This is a genomic window from Paenibacillus sp. strain BS8-2, from assembly GCF_054483835.1.
In genome coordinates this window covers 1,444,456-1,464,490 of sequence record NZ_CM137010.1, presented here as the reverse complement: position 1 = coordinate 1,464,490, position 20,035 = coordinate 1,444,456, and the positions used below count along the sequence as shown (strand labels likewise).

The following is a 20,035-nucleotide window of genomic DNA, read 5'->3' as shown; positions in this document are numbered from 1 at the left end:
TACGTAGATAACATAAAGGTTCTATTGAGTGTCAATGAATCTAACACAATTTTATTGACGTAGTTTTTTTTGTCACTATAATGAAATAATAGTAGCAAGCATAAGCAATACTACATATGAGCTGCTAGTCCAATTACTTATTGATAAGGGGAGAATTCTGGAATGAACAAAAAGAAAACGTTTAGCTTGATGCTTACGCTTGTCCTTGCGCTTACGCTCGTACTGTCCGGCTGTGGTTCTGACAAAAACAACAATAATAACACAGGTGGAGAAAAGGTCGAATCCGACGGAACAGGCAAGGATTTCAAGATCGGTATGGTAACGGACGTTGGCGGCGTTAACGATAAGTCCTTTAACCAAAGTGCGTGGGAAGCTCTTCAACGTGTAACAGCGGAGACAGGCGCACATACAAAGTTCCTTGAATCAGGCGGAGAAGCCGATATGGAGCCGAACCTGAATAACTTCGTACGCGAAGGATACGATCTGACTTGGGGTATTGGTTTCTTGTTCACGGATGCCATTACAAAGGTAGCAACAGAAAATCCTGATGCGAAGCTGGCAGCGATCGATACTGTTGTTGATGCGCCAAACGTTGAGTCTATCACGTTCGCAGAACATGAAGGTTCTTTCTTGGTAGGTGTTGTAGCTGGTTTGATGACGAAGACTGACAAAATCGGTTTTGTCGGCGGTATCGATATTCCGGTTATCAAACGTTTTGAAGCTGGTTTCCTTGCTGGGGTCAAAGCGGTTAAGCCGGACATTAAAGTTAACGTAGTATACACAGGCGCATTCGACAAACCAGACGCAGGTAAGAGTGCAGCTGCTACTATGTACAATAGCGGCATCGACATTATCTTCCACGCATCTGGCGGCACGGGCAATGGCGTGTTCAACGAAGCGGCAGATCGTAAGAAAAACGGTGAAGCGGTATGGGTAATCGGCGTAGATAAAGACCAATCATTGGAGTTCGGCGATGAAGTGACTCTGACTTCGATGATGAAGGGTGTAGACGCGGCTGTACACAAAGTAACAAAGGATCTGATCGCTGGCAACTGGAAAGGCGGCACAGTGCAAGAGCTTGGCCTGAAGGATAACGCCGTAGGTCTTCCGGAGACTTCCACGAAGAACGTTCCAGCAGAAGTGCTTGAGAAGGTAGAAGAATACAAAGGTAAAATTATCAGCGGCGAAATTGCAGTACCAACGGAATAACAACAAGACACGATGGATTTGAATATGCAGCAACAAGACCGGCGGGAGCCGGTCTTGTGCAGTTATAGGAATGTAAGCAAGCATATCTCCCGGGAGTGATAAGGAATGAGTCAGAGCGGGGCAGTTGTACAACTGAAAGGCATTACGAAACGGTTTCCAGGTCTGGTGGCCAACGATTCCATCAACTTTGAGCTGAAAAAAGGTGAAATTCATGCCTTGCTCGGAGAAAATGGGGCAGGCAAGTCGACATTGATGAACATTCTGTTTGGTTTGTATCAACCGGATGAAGGCGAGATTTGGATCAATGGCGAGCGAACAGTTATCGACGGAGCTTCCAAAGCGATTGAGCTTGGTATTGGCATGGTGCATCAGCATTTTAAGCTGGTACAACCGTTTACGGTAGCGGAGAACATCGTATTGGGAGATGAGCCGCGAAAAGGGATGACGATTGATTACAAGCTAGCTAACAAAAAAGTTAAAGATATTTCTGAACGTTATAAGTTGAAAGTAGATCCGCAAGTACGGATTCAAAATATTACGGTCGGCATGCAACAACGAGTCGAAATTCTGAAAACGTTGTATCGCGGTGCCGAGATCGTCATCTTCGACGAGCCGACAGCCGTGCTCACTGTTCAGGAGATTGAAGAACTCATCGAGATTATTCGCAATCTTGCGGCTGAAGGAAAGTCCATCATTATTATTACGCATAAGCTGAAGGAAGTTATGGCGCTTGCCAATATGGTTACCGTTATTCGCAGAGGCAAAGTGATCCGCACCTTGCCTACCAGCGAGACGAATGAACGACAGCTGGCTGAATTGATGGTGGGACGGGATGTTACGTTCGAAGTTGAGAAGTCTAGGGCTGTACCGGGCAATGTTGTCTTGGATGTACGTAATCTGCATATGAAAGGCGAACATGGCAAGCCGGCACTTGACGGAACGACATTCCAGGTACGCGCTGGCGAGATTCTTGGCATAGCGGGCGTCGACGGCAATGGCCAGAGCGAGCTTATCTATGCCATAACAGGTATGCGCAAGCTGCAAGGCGGCAACGTCTTGCTTAATAATCAGGATCTGACGAACCGTTCGCCGCGCGAAATCTCCTCTGCAGGAGTTGGTCATATTCCGGAGGATCGCCATAAACATGGTCTTGTACTCGATTTCTCCGTCAGCGAGAACATGATTCTCGGCACGTATTACAAGCCAGAGTATGGCCGTTACGGCTTTGTTGATTTTAATGCCATGGACAACCTTGCAACTGAATTGGTTAAGGAGTACGACGTGCGCCTGTCGGGCATTCATACGGATGCAAGAGCGCTCTCTGGCGGCAATCAGCAGAAGGCGATCATTGGACGAGAGCTCTATAACAATCCTGATCTGCTTATCGCTGTACAGCCAACTCGTGGTCTTGATATCGGTGCCATCGAGTTCGTACATAAGCGGCTGGTAGAAGCACGCAACCAGGGCAAGGCGATCCTGCTCATTTCATTCGAGCTGGACGAGCTTTATGCGCTCTCAGACCGCATCGCGGTTATGTATGAAGGGAAGCTGGTCGGTGAAGTGGACTCAGAAGTACGTGATGACGAGCAATTAGGTCTGTTGATGGCGGGCAATAGCGCAGGCTCAGCACAAGCAAACGTATCGACGATAGGAGGGAACTAGACCAATATGGACACAGTCAAAAAGATATTCAACAAATCGTCGATGCTGGTCCCGTTGGTCTCCATCCTATTTGGTCTGATCATTGGTGCCATCGCGATGCTTGCAGGCGGCTACAATCCTATCGTCGCCTACTCCTCGCTTTTAGAGCGATTGTTCGGGAGCTCCTACCATATGGGAGAGACGATACGCGCTATAACGCCGCTGATCTTCACGGGGATCGCGGTTGCCTTTGCCTTCCGTACCGGCTTGTTCAATATCGGGGTCGAAGGACAATTTGTTATGGGGATGACAGGAGCGACATTGATTGGCGTTCTTGTGGAGCTGCCTTGGTATATTCACGGTCCCCTGGCGATACTGACGGGAGCTTTGTTCGGCGGGATATGGGCAGGTATTGTCGGGTTCCTTAAAGCGACCCGAGGGGTAAATGAGGTTATTTCATCCATCATGCTGAACTGGACCGCATTGTATTTGGCCAATTACATTGTGTCGAACTACTTGCTGGAGCAGGGACAACAGAAGTCGCGTCCAATTCATGATTCGGCATTGATGCATATTGACTGGCTAATTGAGCTGATGGACAAAGCGCGGATGCACTGGGGCACGCTGTTCGCCTTGATTGGCATCGTTGTCTTTTATCTATTGCTGTGGCGTACGAAGCAAGGTTACGAGCTGCGTGCCGTCGGTCATAATCCAGATGCGGCGCTGTATGCGGGTATGAACGTCAATCGCACAATCATTAAGTCGATGATGATTAGCGGTGTGTTTGCAGGACTTGGCGGCGTCTTCGAGGTGCTGGGCGTCTTCGGCAATCAGACCATTATGGCCGCATCTCCGGGTTACGGCTTCGACGGGATCGCGGTTGCTCTTCTTGGCGGTAATACGCCGATCGGTGTATTGCTGGCATCCGTATTGTTCGGCGGCCTCACCTACGGTTCCTCCGGTATGAGCTTTGGTGCGGATGTACCTTCGGAGATTGTTCGTATCGTAATCGGATCGGTTATTTTCTTCGTGGCTGCTCACGGCATCGTGAAGTTCGTTCTAAAACCGTTTATGAGTCGACGGGCAGACAAGCGGAAGGAGGCGGCGTAACATGGAAGTATTGGGTCAGCTTATCAATACGACGCTGGTGTTCTCCACCGCACTTATCTTCGCGGCTTTAGGCGGCATGTTCTCCGAACGATCAGGCGTGGTCAATATCGGTCTTGAAGGCTTGATGGTCTCCGGCGCGTTCGCCGCTGCCGTGGCCGCACACTCTGCTTCAGAAGCCGGTCTCGGGGGCGTCTCCCCTTGGCTTGGACTTATTGCGGCGATTGTATACGGCGTGTTGTTCTCACTGCTGCATGCGGTGGCAACAATAACGTTCAAGTCTGATCAGACGGTCGTTGGTGTCGTCATCAACATCTTGGCGCTTGGTGTCGCGATTTATTTCACTCGCAGCCTGTATGACGGTTCCGCTCAAACGCCGCAAATATCGGATGTGTTCACCAAAGTATCGATTCCTTACCTGTCTGACATCCCGGTTATCGGTGAGGCGTTGTTCCACGCATATCCGACGACTTACATCGTTATGATATTGGTGATCGTCAGCTTCTTCGTATTATTCAAGACGCCGTTTGGTCTGCGTCTTCGCGCGGTGGGCGAGCACCCAAGCTCGGCGGATACGGTGGGCATCAGCGTGGCTAAATACCGTTACATCGGCGTTATGCTGAGCGGTGCATTGGCAGGTCTCGGCGGCGCAACCATTACGCTTACGACGACAAGCAGCTTTGCGCACAACACGATCTCCGGCCAAGGCTTTATCGCGCTTGCAGCGCTTATCTTCGGCAAGTGGAATCCGCTTGGTCTGGCTGGCGCAGCATTGTTCTTCGGCTTCGCGCAGGCCATTCGCAACTTTGCGCAGCTATTCGATTGGTCGAAGGACATCCCGACAGAAGTATTCTACATGCTTCCGTATGTGCTTACGCTAATCGTGCTCGCAGCGGCGGTGGGACGCTCCAGTGCCCCGTCGGCGCTTGGGCAGCCGTATGATCCAGCAAGGCGATAAGACATAACAATCATTCCATTAGGAGGAGTAACCATGCAGAAAATCAACACCTTTTTGATGTTCGACGGTCAGGCTGAAGAAGCGATGAACTTCTATGTATCCTTGTTCGAGGATTCCGAAGTCGTAAGCATCGCCAAGTATGGTCCCGAAGGTCCCGGCAAGGAAGGTTCTGTTATCCACGCCTCGTTTACACTTAAGGGACAAACCTATATGTGTATTGACAGCAACATAAAACATGATTTTACCTTCACGCCGGCGATTTCTCTCTACGTTCATTGCGACTCGGAAGAAGAGATCGAGACGTTATATGGCAAGATAGGTGAGGGCGGCGGACCGTTAATGCCGCTTGGCGAGTATGGCTTCAGCAAAAAATTCGCTTGGGTAGCCGATCGCTTTGGCGTGACTTGGCAGCTGAATTTAGCGTTCTAACGGAAAGGGATGGGGGCCTGCCAATGTGGCGGGCTCCTTTTTTAATGATTTTTTTGGCTCGGTGCTTTGCAACTCGGTACGGGAAGTTTCTCGACGAGAACAAGATATCGCAGGATTCAATTAGTAAGGAAACTGGGCTCAACAGGAATAGCGTGGCGAAAGCTGCGAACGAACCGAAGCCAAAAATGCGCGGAATCAAGAAGAAGGCTCTCGCCGATGCAGCTAGGAAAGCCAGCGGGAAGAATGTGGAAGAAGGTGATTTTTGGTGAAACCATAGGCAGAATTAGGAGTATGTAGTAGAATGTTAGGAGAATTTACCCATTTGAGGAGGAACTATACTTGAAGAAGAAATTACTTATCTCATTGACCGTGGGAGCTCTCATGCTCACGTCTGCCGCAGCTGGCGCATACAGCGCTACCAACTTGCAAGCGATCAAGGCCGATCTTAACATGGGGTTGCTTTTTAAAGTTGATGGTGAAGCATGGGTACCGAAAGATGCCAGCGGCAAAAACGTCTACCCTATCTCGTACAACGGTACTACATACCTTCCGATCCGAACAGCCGGCGAAGCGCTCGGCGTTGATGTCGGATGGGATGGCGCGAACAATACTGTTTGGCTCGGAAACGGAGCTGCCGCGGCTGAGGGGCGCAAAGCGAGTGCGCACAACGTAGACGTAACAATGGATAACGGGCCAGTCAGCCTCCATATTTCGAAAGTGTCATTTGACCCCGCATTTAAGGAATGGGATTGGTCTGAGCCGACAGCCGCAATCATCCTAGATGTGTCGGTGGAAAACACTTCTGCGGATAACATTGAATGGTATCTGGATCAATCTCCTCTTGTCCTCAACACAAAGGAACAAATTGAAGATACGTTATATGCCGGTAATAATGATATTTCATCCGAGTTCAAAGGAAATGTAATCAAAAAAGGAAAGCTTGTATACCCAGTGAAAGATAGCAAATTCGAGGATGTTTCCAGTATGCGTTTGGTCACGATGTATGTATTAAAAGATGGTACACTTGATCATGTCGCAGACGATAAAGAAGTTGTCATTGACCTGAAATAGTCAACATCGCCTCATACCGCCCCCGGGCGGTTTTTTCTTTTGCAAAAAACTGTTTTGTTCGTTTTCCGTTCACCTATACAATATTGTATAGGTTTGGTATACTAACTCAACTTTCGCAGCATGAAATTGGCAAGTAGGCCTTAATGTACTTAGGCAAACTCGCTATCCAGTATTGGAGTTGACTTTGGATCAATTTAGAGATTTTCTTTCCTGCTTTTGTGGCGATCTCGTTGATGAGTTCTACAAGTTGCTGCAAAGCAACTGCCCAGTCTATTATGCTTACTTCGTCGCATAGCTGGTAGAATAAGCCGCCGAGCGTCCGTTGATCTGTACTTTGGCGGTGCTGCCACGCCAGAAGGATATAACGAGAAAATACAATTGTCGTATGACTGACTAGGGAATCGTAAGAACGACCTTGAAACTCCTTTTGTAAACGAAGAAGAAGCGACTTGGTGCATTTAAAGAAAACTTCAATGTCCCAGCGTATTTTGTAGATACGAATGACTTCTTGTGGAGTCAACGTTAGGTCTGTCGAGAGAATAGCCAACCAACCATTCATTCTTCTTTGATCGGTGACGAATAAACACGACCATGACAGGGATTCCTGGAACGAGATTCGTTCGGATAGAGCGTAGAACCGCTCTGTTTGTTCCTTCAACCTTGGGCGCCACAGCGTATAATTCCTTTAGGGACAGGCGAGTTCCGTTCACAAGATATCGTTTATTATCATTTTTGACCATGCCAATGACATGCAGTCCGCGATTAAGAATTTCTTGAATAAGCGGTGCTGAGTAAACCAGCTGTCCATTAATGTATAAGAAGCAGAAGCACCTGCGGCAATTGCACGATCAATCATAGCAACAATGACTTGTGGTCCCGTCTGCAATGCTTCTTGTCGGCGCTTATAGCCGGATGTACGCTTGTCTATCCCTTCAGAGATGCCTACAATTCCGGACTTAATCGAGCTAAGTAAACTGAAATCCATCGGGAGAAAGGTATGTCCATCCGACCAACCCATCGTCATCATACGGAATCCCTTGTAGTATGAACCTGTTGCATGATCTTTAAATCTAGCAAGTAGTTCAACAGCTTTACTGCGGTTACGTTCAAACATGGAGTCGTCAAAGATAAAGACCTTCGTACGATCTTCTGAAGTCAGAGACTCTACCTTTTCAATGGATTCGAGGCTTAGCGAAGTCAGAAATTTGCGCCATGCAAATCCTGGGTGATTCAAGAATCGATAAATCGTATCCTTGCCTGGAAATGCTTCACCTTTGTTACTCTCGAGTAAGCGAAACCAATTCTTTTGATGAAACAGAAGAGTGAATATAACACGAAATATGTAGGCGCAACTAAATCCAAACGCCCAAGCAACCATGCCATCGAGCGAAAGTTAGGTAGATGAGCCCCAAGCCGTCATATCGTCGAGGGAAGTTGCTCCCATCCACGTGTCATTTCCGTTTACCTTGCCATCCATCATGAGATTGATGTAGTTTGTACAGTAATATTGTTCGGTTTGGAGCCAATAAGGAACGATTGATGTATTTGATGCAGGAAATATAAGTCCAGGAAGGGTAAGTAATGGGGTACCGCGCAAAAATGATGTACGAATTGCAGGAATACTCTCATCAGCGAGGATTGGAGACTATAATGATGTATGGAATGCAGGATGGTTTGTCGGGAGGGCTCAATTTCATACGCTGAAACCCAGAAATCCGAAGCATTATAAGTCTATGATCAAATAAACGCTGTATGAGCTCAAAAAATGGGCCGCCAGAGCGCTTAATCACTGTAATCCTCCATTGACAGACCCTGCTGTCAAGTGTAAATTAAATCTTAATTAAACTACTCTACACTCAGGGATTATCGAGAAACGTATCAATGATAAATCAACCTTTGGGTAAAGCTAAAGGTATTGGAGTCAGATGGTTTGTGCATCAATTCACAAAGTTAGAATTTACGGGTCTCCTTCGTCAAGCAACAACTGGGCAGGCATCGCGGAATTCTGAATGATATAAGAGGAGATGATCTATCGTGGAAGCACTGGCATTGGAACGCAAGGCGGAACAAAACCGCGAGCTGCGCGAACGACTTATACAATTGAAGAAGGAACGTAATGCCATCATTCTTGCTCATTATTATCAACGTGACGAAATTCAGGAGGTAGCCGACTTCCGTGGGGATTCGTTCTTATTGGCTCAGAAGGCAGCGCAGACGGATGCGGACGTGATCGTATTCTGCGGTGTGCACTTTATGGGCGAAAGCGCCAAAATTCTGGCACCGAACAAGACGGTTATCATTCCCGACGAACGCGCTGGCTGTCCGATGGCGGATATGGTGAACGTTGACGGCTTGCGCAGATTGAAGGCGCAGCATCCAGGCGCGACGGTTGTAACGTATATCAACTCCTCGGCTGAGATTAAGGCGGAGACGGATATTTGTTGTACGTCGGCTAATGCGGTCAAGGTTGTTAACTCGGTTGAAGGTGATGAAGTGATCTGGGTGCCAGACAAAAACCTCGGACACTATGTACAACAGAACACCGACAAAAAGATGATCATCTGGGAAGGCTACTGCAATACGCACGATATGCTTACTGTCAAAGATGTGGAAGAGATGAAGGCCAAATATCCGAACGCGCAATTCGTTGTGCATCCGGAATGCCGTCCTGAGGTTGTTGAGCTTGGCGACTTCGTTGGCAGTACGACTGCTATTATCAAATATTGCAAAGAATCCGACTGCCAAGAGTTTATCGTCGGTACAGAGGATGGAACAGGCTACCAGCTTCGTCTGGATAGCCCGAACAAGACGTTCCATTTTGCATCCAAATATCTCGTATGCCCCAACATGAAGGTCAACAATTTGAAGAAGCTCGTCAAATGTCTTGAGACGATGCAGCCACAAATTTATGTGCCGCCGCATGTTGCTGATCAAGCCCGCAAGTCGCTCGAGCGGATGCTGGCAGTGAAATAAGCAGCTTTTCCTTACGAATGCAGTTCCCATCATGCAGTTAGCCAGGAGGCGCGCTAATGATTCCTAGATACCTCGTCGACTTTGAGCTGGATAAGCTGCCGGTCGTAGAGAAAGATGTTATTGTCATCGGGGCCGGCATTGCCGGTCTTTTTACCGCTATACGAGCAAGTGAGAAGCACTCGGTGCTGATGATAACCAAGAAGTCGCTTCTTGACAGCAATACGCGTTACGCGCAAGGCGGCATCGCTGCCGTCATTTCGGAGGATGATTCGCCTGCCTACCATCGTCAAGATACGTTGATCGCAGGGGCTGGTCTTTGCGATGATGAATCCGTTGATGTGCTTGTGCATGAAGGACCCAAAGGCGTGCGCAGCTTGATTCGAATGGGCACTCAGTTTGATCTCGAGAACGGTGAGTTCGCGTTGACCAAGGAAGGTGCGCATAGTCAGCGTCGTATTCTTCATGCTAACGGCGATGCGACGGGGTATGAGATCGTGCGTGCGCTGTCGGAGACGGTGACTTCCAATTCTGGCGTCGAGGTGTGGGATGACCACTTTGTTATCGATCTGGTGACGGAGGAGGGTGTCTGCTGTGGCGCAATCGTGCAGAAACCAAGCGGAGAGCGACTCTTCGTGCGGGGCAAAGCGACGATTCTGTGCTCCGGTGGATCAGGTCAGCTGTATCGTTACACGACGAACCCGGAGGTTGCTACAGGCGATGGAGTGGCTATGGCGTACCGTGCGGGCGCTTACATAAGGGATCCAGAATTCATTCAATTTCATCCTACATCATTATGTTACCCTGGCGCGCCGAGATTCTTGATCTCCGAAGCGGTACGCGGCGAAGGCGCTGTATTGCGCAATATTAAAGGCGAGCGATTCATGGAGAAGTACCATGAGCAGCTTGAGCTGGCGCCTCGCGATGTCGTAGCAAGGGCGATCGTCAGCGAGATGGAGGAAACGAGATCAACCTTCGTTTATATTGATATTACGCATGAATCAGCGGAGATGGTGAAACACCGTTTCCCTACGATATACGAAACTTGTCTGAAGTACGGCCTCGACCTGACCTCCGACTGGATTCCCGTTGCGCCTGCCATGCATTATATGATGGGTGGAGTGAAGACGGATCTAAACGGCGAAACTAACATTAAACGTTTGTTCGCTTGCGGCGAAGTATCGTCGACGGGGGTTCACGGCGCTAATCGACTTGCCAGCAACTCGCTCTCTGAGGCGATCGTCTTCGGTCGACGCATTATTAAGCGGATTGAGGAGCTTTCTCCTCTAACCACCCAGCCTAAAGTCGTAAGTAAGGTTGAGCGAAGCTCCGTCTATATGCAGTCCGTGGTTGAGCGCAGGCTGAAGCTTCAGAAGGTTATGGTTCGATATGCGGGTCTGCGCCGCAACGAGAATGGCCTGCGAAAGGGACTTGAAGAGTTAAAGCGGCAGCTTCCGATCTTCCAAGCGACGCTTACAGAGCGTGAGCAGTACGAATTCGCGAATTTGCTGACTTGTGCAATGCTGACAACAGAAGCTGCGCTGCAGCGTGAGGAGAGCCGCGGAGCGCACTACCGCGAGGACTTCCCGGTGAAGGACGATCTCGTATGGCGCAAGCATACAATTCTACATCATACTCAAGGTATAACTGAGGAGCGGATTGAACATGTTTGAATGGACGACGGGCGGTTATGATGAGGCGCTTCGAAGCCAGATCAGAAGCTGGCTGGCCGAGGATATCGGGAGCGGCGATATTACGACGGAAACAACGATTCCGTCCCATTCGCTGTCCAAGGCAGTAATTCACGTCAAAGAGAGCGGTATCATCGCTGGGATTCCGGTGGCGAAGCTCGTGTTCGAGGTTGTTGATCCTTCACTCGTGTTCACAGCTTTGGTTCAGGATGGCGATCACGTGGCCAAGGGCACGGTTATTATAGAAGTTGAGGGCAAGACACATAGCTTGCTTACTGGCGAACGTCTTGCGCTCAATCTGATGCAGCGTCTGTCCGGCATCGCGACCAAAACAAACGTATTCGTTCAGAAGCTGCAAGGACTACCGGTGCGCCTGGTCGATACTCGTAAGACAACGCCTGGACATCGACTGCTGGAGAAATATGCGGTCAGGGTCGGCGGCGGATCGAATCATCGGTTCGGGTTATATGATGCTGTGATGATTAAAGATAACCATATCAAAGGCGCAGGCAGCATTACGGCCGCTGTCGAGGCATCCAGAAGCCGCATTCCGCATACGATGAAGATCGAGGTGGAGACGGAGTCCATCGCGCAGGTGGAAGAAGCATTGGCTTGCGGTGCCGATATTATTATGCTGGACAATATGGATACGGATCGCATGACGGAAGCGGTCAAGCTCATCAAGAGCCGTGCGCCTCATGTGATCGTGGAAGCATCCGGAGGCGTTAACCTCGATACCATTCATGGTATCGCGGCTTGCGGCGTAGATGTCATCTCGGTAGGTGGACTGACGTACTCGTTCAATGCGCTGGACATCAGTCTGGATCTCGGTGAGAAGAAGGGCGGTAGGGCGCAGTGATTCTGGTTATCGACGTTGGCAACACAAACATCGTAATTGGCGTCTATAAGGGTAAGGAGCTTCTGTACCACTGGCGTCTAAGCACCAACCGTTCTGCGACGGTAGATGAATACGGCATTAACATACATAATCTGTTCAGCTTCGCAGGGATCAAGACGGAGCAGCTCGAGGGCGTTATAATTTCCTCGGTTGTGCCGCCGCTCATGCGAACACTGGAGCAGCTATGTCTCAAATACGTTCGCAAAGCGCCGATTATCGTCGGACCGGGCGTCAAGACGGGGCTCAATATTCGGTATGAGAATCCGCGCGAGGTTGGGGCGGATCGGATCGTCAACTCCGTGGCGGGCATTGAGAAGTACGGCACGCCGCTTATCGTAGTGGATTTCGGCACTGCGACGACGTTCGATTATATCGACGAGGGCGGCAATTACTTGGGCGGTGCGATTGTGCCTGGTATTGGGATCTCGACAGAAGCGCTATACCAGCGGGCGGCGAAATTACCGCGCATCGAGCTTGCCAAGCCTAAGAGCGTGATCGGCCGCAATCCGGTAACGTCGATGCAGGCGGGCATCATCTTCGGTTATGCTGGTCAGGTTGACGGTATAGTGGGCAGAATTAGATCCGAATTCGGCGTGCAACCTAGAGTAGTCGCTACCGGGGGGCTGGCGGAGCTTATCGCTGCCGAATCGGATACTATAGAAGAAGTGGATCCTCTACTGACGCTGGAAGGACTTCGCATTATTTACGAACGGAATCAGGAGGGGCAATAATGGAACAAGAGCAAGAACGATTAAACGATATCTTAATCCGGGGAACGGCATGGGGCGGCAAAATCCGCGTGTTCGCTTGCCGTACGACGAATCTCGTAGAAGAACTCCGTCGCCGGCATGACACCTTCCCTACGGCTACTGCGGCGTTAGGTCGCACATTGTCGGTTGGGGCGATGATGGGCGCGATGCTCAAGGGCAAGGAGAAGCTTACCATTCAGGTGAAAGGCGATGGCCCGATCGGACAGATCGTTGTGGACGCCAATGCGAATGGCGAGGTGCGCGGTTATGTCGAGCATCCCCAAGCTCACCACGGAAGTAACGAACGGGGCAAGCTGGACGTGGCGGGAGCGGTTGGAACGAGCGGCTACGTTCATATTACCAAGGATCTTGGGCTGAAAGAGCCTTATCGCGGAAGCGTGCCCATCATCTCTGGAGAATTGGCTGAGGATTTCACGTACTACTTTGCCGTATCGGAGCAGACGCCTTCTGCCGTCGGCGTCGGCGTATTGGTGGAGAGCGACAACTCCGCTATCCATGCAGGCGGCTACATTGTACAGCTGCTGCCGGGATTGACGGACGCGGAGATTACGCGATTGGAGCAAGCAATTGGGGTGATGCCGCCCGTTACGACGCTGCTAGCGCAAGGAGAGACGCCGGAAGGATTGCTTAGACATGTTGTAGGCGATGATCTCGTTATCCATCATACGATGGATCTGGCGTTCAAATGTCAGTGCAACGTGGAGCGGGTCGAGCAGACGCTGATCAGCTTGGGGCAACAGGAAATCCAAAGCATTATTGATGAGGACGGGCAAGCGGAGGTCGTGTGCGACTTCTGCAACGAAGCGTTCACCTTCGGACGGGCGCAGCTGGAGCAGCTCTTGGAGCAGGCGAAACCTAAGCCAGTCCAGTAACCGGAGGCACTGTGGAGTCATGAGAAGAGGGGAAGTACTGAAAGCCGTCGTCATCGTTCAAGCGATCTGCCTGATTGCATTGACGGGGGCTGTGCTGATTAAGATGTGGCCGCAGACGTTCGGCAGAGGAGCGGATCGGGCGCCTTCCATCGAGGATGGCGAGGGGCCTGATGCCATTCAGCCCGGAGATGAAGCGATTGCTTCGGTAGGCGGTCGAATGATTACGAAACGACAGCTGACTGACGAGCTATACGAGCAGTACGGCGATGCTGTGCTTCGTACGCTCATGCTGCGCGAAGCGATGGAGCTGGAAGCTGCGAGCAATAACATCAAGATTACACAGGAGCAGATGGACCGCGAACTAGCATTGTCGGCTGAAGGTTATGAGAGCGAAGAACAGTTTTTCACCGTTATGGAGGAACAGCTTGGCCTTACAAGGGAGCAGGTGCTGGAGGATACGCGTTACAAACTGCTGCTCGAGGCCATTACGGCGAGCACGGTGCTCGTAACGGATCAAGAAGTAGACGCATACATAGAGCTGCACGAAGAGCAGTTTGCTCCTCAAGCGGAGTATCATCTCCGCTGGATCCTGACTGAGACGAGCAAGCAGGCAGATGGCATTATCGTCAAGCTCGCGGACGGAGAGTCGTTCGAAGTCTTGGCGTCATCGTATTCGCTTGATGAATTCACGAGAGAAGCCGGCGGGGATCTGGGATTTATCGAATCGGGGGATCCCTTCTATGACAGCGCGCTTCTGGCAGAGGCAGGCAGGCTTGAGATTGGAGAGATAGCAGGTCCGATCGCGATCCAATCTGGTTTTGCCATCATTCAGCTTATGGGTACCAAATCGACGGAGGGGCTGCAAGGGAAACTGCTGCTCGATACTGTACGGAAGCAGATCGCGCTGGAGAAGGCGAAGCCGATGGTTGATATAGAGGAGGAGCTTATGCTCCGGTACAATGCGGCCGTCATGAAATGACGGCCGTTTCATTGTTAGAGCACCTTGCCTTCGGGGCGTTAGCAAGCGCTTTTAAAGTGGCTATTGACAATGTCGGCATGAGATTGATAATATGGAATAAGCAGAAAACCTACTATTTTAGTCGGAATAAGGAGGCTTTTCACTCATGGCAAGAATTGTACAGAGCATTACAGAACTTATCGGCGATACGCCACTGGTTCGCTTGAACCGCCTCGTACCCGAAGATAGCGCTGAAGTATACGTAAAGTTGGAGTATCAGAACCCAGGCGCCAGTGTCAAAGACCGCATCGCGATCAGCATGATCGAAGTAGCGGAGCAAGAAGGCGTGCTGAAACCTGGCGATACAATCGTTGAGCCGACATCAGGCAACACAGGTATCGGTCTTGCAATGGTAGCAGCAGCGAAAGGGTATAAAGCGATTCTGGTTATGCCTGAGACGATGAGCCTTGAGCGTCGCAACCTGCTTCGCGCTTATGGCGCGGATCTTGTGCTGACACCTGGATCCGAAGGTATGAACGGCGCGGTTCGCAAAGCTGAAGAACTGGTGCAAGAGAACGCGACATACTTCATGCCGCAACAATTCAAGAACCAAGCAAACGTAAAGGTTCACCGCGAGACGACAGGGCCTGAGATCGTAGAAGCGATCAACTCCCTTGACGGCAAGCTGGACGCCTTTATTGCTGGTATTGGCACAGGCGGAACAATCTCCGGTGCTGGTGAAGTGCTGAAGCAGAACTTCGAAGGCATTAAAATTTACGCAGTAGAACCTGCGGCATCCCCGCTGCTGTCCGGCGGCAACCCAGGTCCACATAAGATTCAAGGGATCGGCGCTAACTTCGTGCCGGATATCCTGAATCGCGAAATCTATGACGGCGTTCTGACAATCGAGAACGAAGAAGCATTCGAATATGCTCGTCGCGCAGCGAAAGAAGAAGGTATCCTGTGCGGTATCTCATCCGGAGCGGCAATCAGCGCGGCACTGAAAGTGGCGAAGGAACTTGGCAAAGGCAAACGTGTTGTAGCTATCGTTCCAAGTAACGGCGAACGTTACCTCAGCACGCCGTTGTTCAACTTCGAGAACTAATCAATCAAGCGGACGGCTTGTTCGTCCGGCATGCATAAGCGTCTTCCATTCCAAGGAGTGGAGGACGCTTTTCTTTTCTGTGGTGATTCGGTATACTAGGCGCTAACAACGAAAGAAGGATCGGGGGCAATCGACATGGTCACCGCTTGGGAAGAGTGGCTTGGGTGGCGCGCTGAGGGATCGTATACAACGCTGCCTTATTTGCTGGAGCTGCCCTATAAGCCTGGCGGAGGCGATATAATCGCTTCTTGGGAGGAAGTATGGCAAGATGCGTCTCCGTATGCTTTTGTACTGGAGAGCGGCAAGGTAGGCAGCTATACCTACCTTGGGGCACATCCGGAGGGCGTTATCAGAGGTAAGGGGCTAGAGGCGGAATCCATGATGTTCCTGTCTTTGGAGGAGCAGGCTGCCTCACGCAAACGCTGGAGAGGAGCGCCCCTAGACATCGTACGCCAGTGGATGGGAGACAGCCGCGGTCCTCGGCTAGACAAAGGGCCTAAGTGGCTTGGCGGATGCGCGGGCTTCTGGAGCTACGACATCATCCGGAGTATCGAGAAGCTGCCGGAGCTTGCTGCCGATGATACGGGCATTCCGGATTACCTGTTCATGCGTATGAACGAGCTGTGGATTATCGATCATGTACGCTCTGTCGTCTATTGTGTCGTTCATAGTCCCATTGAAATCGATGCGACGGATGAGGCTCTTCGCGAGGTGTTTGATCGAGCGGCTTCTAGGGCCGAAGGGATGGCGGACTATTGGCTGACTTGGTTCGAGGAGGAGAAGGCATCTAGTCGTGCATGGGCACTGCGTGAACGGAGACTCCAATTGATGGGGCAGGACTCGCTGCAGATCAACGTCGAGGAGCTGCCTGGGCTGACCTCGCCATTCTCGAAGGAAGCCTTTAAGGATGCCGTCCGCGCGATTCAGAACTACATTGGTCAGGGAGATGTCTTTCAGGTCAATCTGTCGCAGCGGCAGAGCAGCAAGGTTGACGCTGCGCCGGAGGAACTGTACGAATGGCTGCGGTTAGTTAACCCTTCGCCTTATATGGGCTTTCTGCGGTGCCCGGACTTTCAGCTGGTATCCGCATCGCCAGAGCTGCTAGTAGAGCTAGTGGACGGACAGCTCGGCACGCGCCCTATTGCGGGGACAAGGCGTAGAGGACGTACGGAAGAAGAGGATCTGCTATTCGAGGACGAGCTGCGTTCGAACGAGAAGGAGCGGGCCGAGCATATCATGCTCGTGGATCTGGAGCGCAATGATCTCGGACGGATTTCGAAGTATGGTACGGTACAGGTGAAGGAGCTAATGGTTGTCGAACGTTATTCGCATGTCATGCACCTGGTGTCGCAGGTGGACGGTGTGCTGGCCGACGGCAAGGATGCCTATGACGTCATCGCGGCTACTTTCCCTGGAGGCACGATTACGGGAGCGCCTAAGATTCGAACGATGGAAATCATCGAAGAGCTTGAACCCGTGCGTCGAGGCCCGTATACGGGATCTATGGGATGGATTGACTATAACGGCGATATGGAATTTAATATAATTATTAGAACGATGGCGGTAAAGGATGGAACTGTGCATATCCAAGCGGGAGCGGGCATCGTGATCGATTCCGATCCGGAACGCGAATATGTTGAGTCTCTGAGCAAAGCCAAGGCATTGTGGAAGGCGATCGAGTACAGCCGAGAATTCTCGATGTTGTAGGGTGTAGTGCTGCGGAGGCTGTCATTTCTAGCACCAAGAAGATAGGTAACCCGTCAGGTTTATATGTGCGTTGTCATGGATAAGGGGGAGACGAAACATGATATTAGTTGTCGATAACTATGATTCGTTCACGTACAATCTCGTGCAATATTTGGGCGAGCTGGGCGAAGAGATTGTGGTGAAACGTAATGATGAAATCGATCTGGACGGGATCGAGGCACTGCGCCCGGACCATATTCTGATTTCACCGGGACCTTGCTCCCCTAACGAAGCGGGAATCAGCTTATCGCTGATTGACCACTTCAAGGGGCGGATTCCGATCTTTGGCGTCTGCTTGGGGCATCAATCGATTGGACAAGCGTTCGGCGGCGATGTCGTGCGTGCGGAGAAGCTGATGCACGGCAAGACTTCCCAAATTCATCATGACGGGAAGTCGCTCTTCGAAGGGCTGGAGTCCCCGTTTACCGCAACGAGATATCACTCGCTGATCGTGAAGCGGGAGACGTTGCCGGACTGCCTGGAGATTAGTGCAGAGACAGCCGAAGGCGAAATAATGGCGCTTCGCCATAAGGAATATGCGATCGAAGGTGTCCAGTTCCATCCGGAATCGATCATTACGGATCATGGCCACGCGATGCTGCGTAATTTCCTGCGCCATACGGCAGGCACATTGCAACGATGAAAGTATGGTTGAATGGCAATGTGATAGATGGTGGAGAAGCTGTGATCTCAGTATATGATCACGGCTTTTTGTACGGTTTGGGGTTGTTCGAGACGTTCCGCACCTATGAGGGCGAACCTTATTTGCTGCAGAAGCACTTGAACCGGCTTCTTGCCGGCTGTACGGAGCTTGGTATCCCATTCGTCATGGACGCAGGCGAATTGCGGGAACGGGTGCAGGAGCTCCTTGTAGCGAACGGACTGAAGGACGGCTACATACGGCTAACCGTCAGCGCTGGGTCTGGCGAGTTAGGTTTGCCGCAGGGCGATTACAGCCGCCCGACAGTGTTATTGCTGGCGAAGGCGCTGCCTGCGGTTAACGAGGATGCGCTGCGCCGTGGGAAGGAACTGCGCTTGCTTCACACGCGGCGCAATAGCCCGGAAGGGGCTGTCCGCTTCAAATCCCTGCATTATATGAACAATATCATTGCCAAGCGAGAGATGCTCGGGCTGATGCCGAGCGCAGCGCGCGATCTTGTGTCTGGTGAGCAGGACGCAGATCATGGCGATGCGGCAGGAGTGAATCCAAGCGCCTCTAGGCTGCCATCTCCCGGAGCGGAGGGACTGATGTTAAGCCGTGAAGATTGGCTAGCGGAGGGCATCGTGAGCAATTTGTTTTTCTTGCGGGGAGGCATCGTTAGAACGCCGGCAATCGAGACCGGTATTCTGCCCGGCGTGACCCGTGCGCGAGTGTTGGAGTTGGCGCGGGAGGCGGGTTATGCCGTCGAGGAGGGGCTCTACTCATGGGAGGAGCTGTTGGATGCCGAAGAGGTGTGGTTGACCAATTCGATTCAAGAGCTTGTGCCCGTGACGAAGCTAACCGATTGGGCGGGGCTGAATCGGGAGATTGGACTCGGCGTGGCTGGATCCGTGACGATCAGACTGATGGAGATGTATCGGGCTGACACGACATCGGCAACAATATAGAGTGAATGATTGAGTGAGTGAGTGAGAGGATGACAGAGATGGAAGGCAAGTACACGAGAGACGGCGGACAAGCGAGCGGGCAGCGGATGAACGAGCAACAATCGATCGGAACAGTGACTACCCCGTCTGCAAGTCCTACATATTGGCGGCGATCATATGAGCTTGGAGACGGTGTAACGCTGTCGCTGGGAGAGCGGACGCTTATCATGGGCATCTTGAACGCAACGCCGGATTCCTTCTCGGATGGCGGACGTTATATGGACGTAGAGAGGGCTGTTGCTCATGCCCGCAGCATGGTAGAGCAAGGCGCAGACATCCTTGACATCGGCGGCGAGTCGACGCGCCCAGGCTTCGATCCCGTCAGCGCCGAAGAGGAGATCAGCCGGGTCGTGCCGGTCATCACGGCGGTTCGCGCCGCGCTGCCAGGCATCCCGCTGTCCATCGACACATACAAGGCGGCTACGGCTCGCGCCGCCCTCGAAGCGGGAGCCCATATCATCAATGATGTATGGGCGCTCAAGGGAGACCCAGACATGGCTGCGACTGCGGCAGAGTTCGGCTGCCCCGTCATCATCAGCCACAACCGCCAAGCACGGGACTACACGGACTTTGTCCCGGATGTGATAAGCGACCTTCGGGGCAGCATCGCCCTCGCAAGAGAAGCTGGCGTCGCCGAGGCTGCCATTTGGCTGGATCCCGGCATCGGCTTCGCCAAAACCTACGAGGACAACCTCGAGCTGCTCGGCCGCCTGCATGAACTGACATCGCTCGGCTACCCGGTATTGCTGGGCACCTCGCGCAAGCGGTTCATCCGGCAGGCGCTGCGCGATCTGCCGGTGGATGAGGTCGCCTGGGGCACGGCGGCGACTGTAGCGCTAGGCATCGCGCACGGCTGCCAGATCGTGCGCGTGCATGACGTGCGCGAGATGAAGCTCACCGCGCTGATGGCGGACGCGATTCATTATTTGAAGCGCTAATTCGCAGCAATATGCGACATACGGA

At 51.6% G+C, this 20,035-nt stretch carries 19 protein-coding genes; 17 read left to right on the top strand and 2 right to left on the bottom strand.

The window, feature by feature from the left end; translation table 11 throughout:
- Positions 1-162: 162 nt before the first annotated feature.
- From ACX1C1_RS06410 to ACX1C1_RS06385, 6 genes are all read left to right on the top strand, one after another.
- Positions 163-1,209: a BMP family lipoprotein gene (locus ACX1C1_RS06410; protein ID WP_458956295.1), complete on the top strand. Its 1,047-nt coding sequence runs from the start codon at positions 163-165 to the stop codon at positions 1,207-1,209.
- 105 nt (positions 1,210-1,314) lie between these two features.
- On the top strand, positions 1,315-2,871 hold the full coding sequence (locus ACX1C1_RS06405; protein WP_458956294.1) for an ABC transporter ATP-binding protein: 1,557 nt from the start codon (positions 1,315-1,317) through the stop codon (positions 2,869-2,871).
- A 6-nt stretch (positions 2,872-2,877) separates the two neighbouring features.
- Entirely contained in the window at positions 2,878-3,960 is a 1,083-nt protein-coding gene (locus ACX1C1_RS06400) for an ABC transporter permease (protein ID WP_458956293.1), read from the top strand.
- 1 nt (position 3,961) lies between these two features.
- Complete coding sequence (locus tag ACX1C1_RS06395) at positions 3,962-4,915, top strand: ABC transporter permease (RefSeq protein ID WP_458956292.1); 954 nt, start codon at positions 3,962-3,964, stop codon at positions 4,913-4,915.
- A 33-nt stretch (positions 4,916-4,948) separates the two neighbouring features.
- Positions 4,949-5,344 (top strand): VOC family protein, encoded by a 396-nt coding sequence (locus ACX1C1_RS06390; RefSeq protein WP_458956291.1) that lies wholly within the window; start codon positions 4,949-4,951, stop codon positions 5,342-5,344.
- A gap of 339 nt (positions 5,345-5,683) precedes the next feature.
- Positions 5,684-6,415, top strand: coding sequence for a stalk domain-containing protein (locus tag ACX1C1_RS06385; RefSeq protein ID WP_458956290.1), 732 nt, complete (start codon positions 5,684-5,686; stop codon positions 6,413-6,415).
- 106 nt (positions 6,416-6,521) lie between these two features.
- Here ACX1C1_RS06385 and ACX1C1_RS06380 read toward each other — a convergent pair whose 3' ends face one another.
- On the bottom strand, positions 6,522-7,073 hold the full coding sequence (locus tag ACX1C1_RS06380) for a hypothetical protein (protein WP_458956289.1): 552 nt from the start codon (positions 7,071-7,073) through the stop codon (positions 6,522-6,524).
- A 48-nt stretch (positions 7,074-7,121) separates the two neighbouring features.
- Positions 7,122-7,793 carry an IS4 family transposase gene (locus ACX1C1_RS06375; RefSeq protein ID WP_458956288.1) on the bottom strand — a complete coding sequence of 224 codons (672 nt, stop codon included), beginning with the start codon at positions 7,791-7,793 and terminating at the stop codon, positions 7,122-7,124.
- Positions 7,794-8,449: 656 nt separating this feature from the next.
- Here ACX1C1_RS06375 and nadA point away from each other — a divergent pair.
- The 11 genes from nadA (at position 8,450) to folP (ending at position 20,010) form a co-directional block, all read left to right on the top strand.
- Positions 8,450-9,388 (top strand): quinolinate synthase NadA, encoded by a 939-nt coding sequence (gene nadA, locus ACX1C1_RS06370; RefSeq protein WP_458956287.1) that lies wholly within the window; start codon positions 8,450-8,452, stop codon positions 9,386-9,388.
- A gap of 56 nt (positions 9,389-9,444) precedes the next feature.
- Positions 9,445-11,058 carry an L-aspartate oxidase gene (gene nadB, locus ACX1C1_RS06365; protein WP_458956286.1) on the top strand — a complete coding sequence of 538 codons (1,614 nt, stop codon included), beginning with the start codon at positions 9,445-9,447 and terminating at the stop codon, positions 11,056-11,058.
- A complete protein-coding gene (nadC, locus tag ACX1C1_RS06360; RefSeq protein ID WP_458956285.1) occupies positions 11,051-11,935 on the top strand; it encodes a carboxylating nicotinate-nucleotide diphosphorylase in 885 nt (294 codons plus the stop codon). Before nadB ends, nadC begins: the two co-directional genes overlap by 8 nt.
- A complete protein-coding gene (locus ACX1C1_RS06355) occupies positions 11,932-12,705 on the top strand; it encodes a type III pantothenate kinase (RefSeq protein ID WP_458956284.1) in 774 nt (257 codons plus the stop codon). The genes nadC and ACX1C1_RS06355 overlap by 4 nt, the downstream gene beginning before the upstream one ends.
- Positions 12,705-13,616, top strand: coding sequence for an Hsp33 family molecular chaperone HslO (gene hslO / locus ACX1C1_RS06350; RefSeq protein WP_458956283.1), 912 nt, complete (start codon positions 12,705-12,707; stop codon positions 13,614-13,616). The genes ACX1C1_RS06355 and hslO overlap by 1 nt, the downstream gene beginning before the upstream one ends.
- 19 nt (positions 13,617-13,635) lie before the next feature.
- On the top strand, positions 13,636-14,595 hold the full coding sequence (locus tag ACX1C1_RS06345; RefSeq protein WP_458956282.1) for a peptidylprolyl isomerase: 960 nt from the start codon (positions 13,636-13,638) through the stop codon (positions 14,593-14,595).
- Positions 14,596-14,740: 145 nt separating this feature from the next.
- Positions 14,741-15,679 (top strand): cysteine synthase A, encoded by a 939-nt coding sequence (cysK, locus tag ACX1C1_RS06340; protein WP_458956281.1) that lies wholly within the window; start codon positions 14,741-14,743, stop codon positions 15,677-15,679.
- Positions 15,680-15,814: 135 nt separating this feature from the next.
- Positions 15,815-17,386: an anthranilate synthase component I family protein gene (locus ACX1C1_RS06335; protein ID WP_458956280.1), complete on the top strand. Its 1,572-nt coding sequence runs from the start codon at positions 15,815-15,817 to the stop codon at positions 17,384-17,386.
- Positions 17,387-17,483: 97 nt separating this feature from the next.
- A complete protein-coding gene (gene pabA / locus ACX1C1_RS06330) occupies positions 17,484-18,068 on the top strand; it encodes an aminodeoxychorismate/anthranilate synthase component II (protein ID WP_458956279.1) in 585 nt (194 codons plus the stop codon).
- Positions 18,065-19,033: an aminotransferase class IV gene (locus ACX1C1_RS06325; RefSeq protein WP_458956278.1), complete on the top strand. Its 969-nt coding sequence runs from the start codon at positions 18,065-18,067 to the stop codon at positions 19,031-19,033. The genes pabA and ACX1C1_RS06325 overlap by 4 nt, the downstream gene beginning before the upstream one ends.
- A gap of 86 nt (positions 19,034-19,119) precedes the next feature.
- Positions 19,120-20,010 carry a dihydropteroate synthase gene (gene folP / locus ACX1C1_RS06320; RefSeq protein WP_458957605.1) on the top strand — a complete coding sequence of 297 codons (891 nt, stop codon included), beginning with the start codon at positions 19,120-19,122 and terminating at the stop codon, positions 20,008-20,010.
- The last annotated feature ends 25 nt before the right edge of the window (positions 20,011-20,035 follow it).

Excerpts from the sequence above, each read along its gene's own strand:
- ACX1C1_RS06410 (WP_458956295.1), top strand. The coding sequence starts at position 163 with ATGAACAAAAAGAAAACGTTTAGCTTGATGCTTACGCTTGTCCTTGCG.
- ACX1C1_RS06405 (WP_458956294.1), top strand. The coding sequence starts at position 1,315 with ATGAGTCAGAGCGGGGCAGTTGTACAACTGAAAGGCATTACGAAACGG.
- ACX1C1_RS06400 (WP_458956293.1), top strand. The coding sequence starts at position 2,878 with ATGGACACAGTCAAAAAGATATTCAACAAATCGTCGATGCTGGTCCCG.
- ACX1C1_RS06395 (WP_458956292.1), top strand. The coding sequence starts at position 3,962 with ATGGAAGTATTGGGTCAGCTTATCAATACGACGCTGGTGTTCTCCACC.
- ACX1C1_RS06390 (WP_458956291.1), top strand. The coding sequence starts at position 4,949 with ATGCAGAAAATCAACACCTTTTTGATGTTCGACGGTCAGGCTGAAGAA.
- ACX1C1_RS06375 (WP_458956288.1), bottom strand. The coding sequence starts at position 7,793 with ATGGTTGCTTGGGCGTTTGGATTTAGTTGCGCCTACATATTTCGTGTT.
- nadB (WP_458956286.1), top strand. The coding sequence starts at position 9,445 with ATGATTCCTAGATACCTCGTCGACTTTGAGCTGGATAAGCTGCCGGTC.
- nadC (WP_458956285.1), top strand. The coding sequence starts at position 11,051 with ATGTTTGAATGGACGACGGGCGGTTATGATGAGGCGCTTCGAAGCCAG.
- hslO (WP_458956283.1), top strand. The coding sequence starts at position 12,705 with ATGGAACAAGAGCAAGAACGATTAAACGATATCTTAATCCGGGGAACG.
- ACX1C1_RS06345 (WP_458956282.1), top strand. The coding sequence starts at position 13,636 with ATGAGAAGAGGGGAAGTACTGAAAGCCGTCGTCATCGTTCAAGCGATC.
- cysK (WP_458956281.1), top strand. The coding sequence starts at position 14,741 with ATGGCAAGAATTGTACAGAGCATTACAGAACTTATCGGCGATACGCCA.
- ACX1C1_RS06335 (WP_458956280.1), top strand. The coding sequence starts at position 15,815 with ATGGTCACCGCTTGGGAAGAGTGGCTTGGGTGGCGCGCTGAGGGATCG.
- pabA (WP_458956279.1), top strand. The coding sequence starts at position 17,484 with ATGATATTAGTTGTCGATAACTATGATTCGTTCACGTACAATCTCGTG.
- ACX1C1_RS06325 (WP_458956278.1), top strand. The coding sequence starts at position 18,065 with ATGAAAGTATGGTTGAATGGCAATGTGATAGATGGTGGAGAAGCTGTG.
- folP (WP_458957605.1), top strand. The coding sequence starts at position 19,120 with ATGAACGAGCAACAATCGATCGGAACAGTGACTACCCCGTCTGCAAGT.